Annotated in this window: 4 protein-coding genes; all 4 read left to right on the top strand. The window is 70.9% G+C overall.

Annotated features, from left to right (window positions below):
- On the top strand, positions 1–1,294 hold a 1,294-nt coding region (locus ACV4UX_RS18295), incomplete at its 5' end, for a PP2C family protein-serine/threonine phosphatase (RefSeq protein ID WP_491594714.1).
- The gene (locus ACV4UX_RS18290) at positions 1,291–1,533 is read left to right on the top strand and encodes a hypothetical protein (protein WP_491594713.1); all 243 of its coding nucleotides are present in this window, start codon (positions 1,291–1,293) and stop codon (positions 1,531–1,533) included. The genes ACV4UX_RS18295 and ACV4UX_RS18290, both read left to right, overlap by 4 nt.
- A gap of 72 nt (positions 1,534–1,605) precedes the next feature.
- A complete protein-coding gene (locus tag ACV4UX_RS18285; RefSeq protein WP_491594712.1) occupies positions 1,606–2,373 on the top strand; it encodes a M15 family metallopeptidase in 768 nt (255 codons plus the stop codon).
- An 81-nt stretch (positions 2,374–2,454) separates the two neighbouring features.
- The gene (locus tag ACV4UX_RS18280; RefSeq protein ID WP_491594711.1) at positions 2,455–2,997 is read left to right on the top strand and encodes a pyridoxamine 5'-phosphate oxidase family protein; all 543 of its coding nucleotides are present in this window, start codon (positions 2,455–2,457) and stop codon (positions 2,995–2,997) included.
- Positions 2,998–3,001: the final 4 nt, after the last annotated feature.

Here is a 3,001-nt window from a genome sequence, read left to right as displayed (position 1 = left end):
GGCCGACGCCCTGGAGCACGGCCCTCCCGAAGGGGGCCACGGCATGGGGCGGCGCATGGGCATGCTGGGCCTGGCGGCCCCGCGCTGGCTCGCCATGGACGACCCTGCCGAACTGGCGGCCGTGCTGGGCGACCTGCGCGCGGGTAAAAGCGGCGTTCGCCAGGCGGAACTGGACACCCGCGACGTGATCTGGGCCTACGCCCCCCTGCGCACCGAGGGCTACGCCCTGGTGATGACGGCGCCCAAGCGCGACGTGGCCGCCGAGGCGCGCCAGGCGGGGGAATACATCGAGACGCGCATCGAGAACCAGTTCCGGGAGACCTTCTTCGTGGCCCTGGGCCTGCTCCTGCTGGCCACGGCGGCCTCGTGGCTGGCCGCGCGCTCGGTCTCCCGCCCCCTGGTGGACCTGGCTCGCGCGGCCAGGCGGCTGGGCCGGGGCGACTTCGAGGCCCGCGTGGAGCCCTCGGGCGGCGGCGAGATCGAGGCCCTGGGCCACGCCTTCAACCGCATGATCCCCGAACTCAAGGAGAGCACCCGCCTGCGCGACGCCATGGCCCTGGCCCGCGAGGTGCACGATCGCTTCATTCCCGAGCGCCTGCCCGTCCTCCCGGGCCTGGACCTGGCGGGGGCCAGCACGGCCTGCAACGAGGCCGGCGGCGATTTCTACGACGTGCTCCCCGACGCCCACGGCCGCCCCGGCACGGCCGTGGCCCTGCTGGGCGACGTGTCCGGCCACGGCGTGGACGCGGCCCTGCTCATGGCCACGGCCCGGGCCTTCCTGCGCCAGCGCGCCCTCCAGCCCGGCGGCCCGGCCCGGGTGGTGCAGGACGTGAACGCCCTGCTGTTCGCAGACACCGACGGCTCCGGGCGTTTCCTCACGCTCCTCTACCTGGAGCTGGACGCCACGGCCCGCCGCCTGCGCTGGGTGCGGGCCGGGCACGACCCGGCCATCCTCTACCGCCGCCGCCAGGACGCCTTCGAGGACCTGGGCGGCCCCGGCATCCCCCTGGGCGTGGTGGGCGAGCGCCTCTGGCCGGAACAGGAGCGCCCCTGGCCCGAGGAGGGCGACATCCTCCTGGTGGGGTCCGACGGCATCTGGGAGACCTGCTCGCCGGGGGGGGGAATGTTCGGCAAGGAGCGCGTGCGCGAGGCGATCCGCCGCCGCCGCGAGGCTTCGGCCGCCGACATCCGCGACGGCCTGCTGGCCGATCTGGCGGCTTTCCGGGGCGAGGCCCCGGCCGAGGACGACGTGACGCTGCTCGTGATCAAGGCTTCTGAAGGAGGAGAAGGATGACCACCACCGAGAAGGACGCCAAATTCCGCTTCTGTCCGCTTCTGACCACGCCCGAGGGCAAGATGCGCTTCTGCCAGGGCGCGCAGTGCATGATGTGGCGCTGGTGCGGCCAGGAGGAGGGGGCCGACGCCCCGGGGTTCTGCGGGCTGGCCAGCGCGCCCGTGGCCCTCTCGCGCCGCCAGGGCGGGGGGTTCCTGCGCGCCGAACCCAAAAAGGAACCCGAGAACCCTTTCGGCTAGGCCTCCGGGCCATGGACAGCGGAGACCGATGGCGCTATCCCCCTGGAAATGCCTGCACAGTGGGAGGTGACCATGCGCCTGATGCTCCGTACGCTCGCGATCGCAGTGCTCGTCCTCAACGCCTGGCAGGTCCTGGCCGCCGACCAGCTCCCCCCGCGCTTCGTGCGCCTGCGCGACCTGGCCCCGGACATCGTCCAGGAGATGCGCTACCACGGCTGGCACAACTTCCTGGGCCGCCCCGTGAAGGGCTATGAAGACCCCGAATGCATCCTGACCATCGACGCAGCCAGGGCCCTGATCGCCGTGCACGAGGAGCTGCGCGCCTCGGGCCTGGGCGTGAAGGTCTACGACTGCTACCGCCCCCAGCGCGCCGTGAACGACTTCGTGAGCTGGAGCCAGGTCTCGGAGGACCAGATCACCAAGGACGAATTCTACCCCCGGGTGGACAAGAAGGACTTCTTCGAGCTGGGCTACGTGGCCAAGAAGAGCGGCCATTCGCGCGGCTCCACCGTGGATCTGACCATCATCCCCTGGCCCCCCCGCGAGGGCGAGGCCTACACGGCGGGGCAGCGGCTCATGCCCTGCAACGCCCCCTATCCCGAGCGCTTCCGGGACAACTCCCTGGACATGGGCACGGGCTTCGACTGCATGGACGTGCTTTCCCATTCGCTCTCCCCGGATATCCCCTTCCTGGCCCAGAGCAACAGGATGCTCCTGCGCAGGCTGATGGAGAACAACGGCTTCTCCCCCTACGAGCAGGAGTGGTGGCACTTCACCCTGCGCAAGGAGCCCTTCCCGGACACCTACTTCGACTTTCCCGTGACCTCCGCCAGGAAGTGAAGCCTCCCGGCGGGCCTCCCTCCAACGGCACGAACCGAAGCGGCAGGCCGCCCACGCAGGCGCGCCCGGCCAGGAGCCAGCATGCGCAAGAGCGATCGTGAAGTTCTCGATCCGACAGTTGTGGAGGCCCTTTTGCAGCGGGCCGAATACGTGCACCTCGCCCTGCGCGACGGCGAGGGGACCTACAGCGTCCCCGTGAGCTTCGGCTACCGGGACAGGGCGCTCTATTTCCACGGCGCGGCCGAAGGGCGCAAGGCGCTGGCCCTGCGCTCCTGCGACCGCGTGAGCTTCTCGGCCGTGGTGGAATACGAGCTTGCGCGCCAGATCAAGGCCTGCGCCTACTCGGCGCACTACAAGTCGGTGTGCGGGGCGGGGCGGGCCACCATCCTCACGGACACCGAGGAGAAGGCCAAGGCCCTGGACGTGATCATGGGACACTACGAAGGCCCCACGGGACCCTATCCCCCCGAGATGCTCAAGCGCACCGAGGTGGTGCGCGTGGACGTGGAGGAGCTGTCGGGCAAGGCCAATCCCCCCTGGCAGGGCGGCGTGGAACTCGACGACGACGAATGCCTGGGCTGCGAGGACGCGGACGACGCCGACCACACCCTGGGCGCGGACTGACCCG

This window comes from Fundidesulfovibrio sp., assembly GCF_058402725.1.
Note: the sequence above shows the minus strand (reverse complement) of the source record. Positions and strands in the feature narration are given on the sequence as shown.

Bases quoted from the DNA above. Each gene is read 5' to 3' on its own strand.
- ACV4UX_RS18285 (WP_491594712.1), top strand. From the start codon at position 1,606: ATGCGCCTGATGCTCCGTACGCTCGCGATCGCAGTGCTCGTCCTCAAC.
- ACV4UX_RS18290 (WP_491594713.1), top strand. From the start codon at position 1,291: ATGACCACCACCGAGAAGGACGCCAAATTCCGCTTCTGTCCGCTTCTG.
- ACV4UX_RS18280 (WP_491594711.1), top strand. From the start codon at position 2,455: ATGCGCAAGAGCGATCGTGAAGTTCTCGATCCGACAGTTGTGGAGGCC.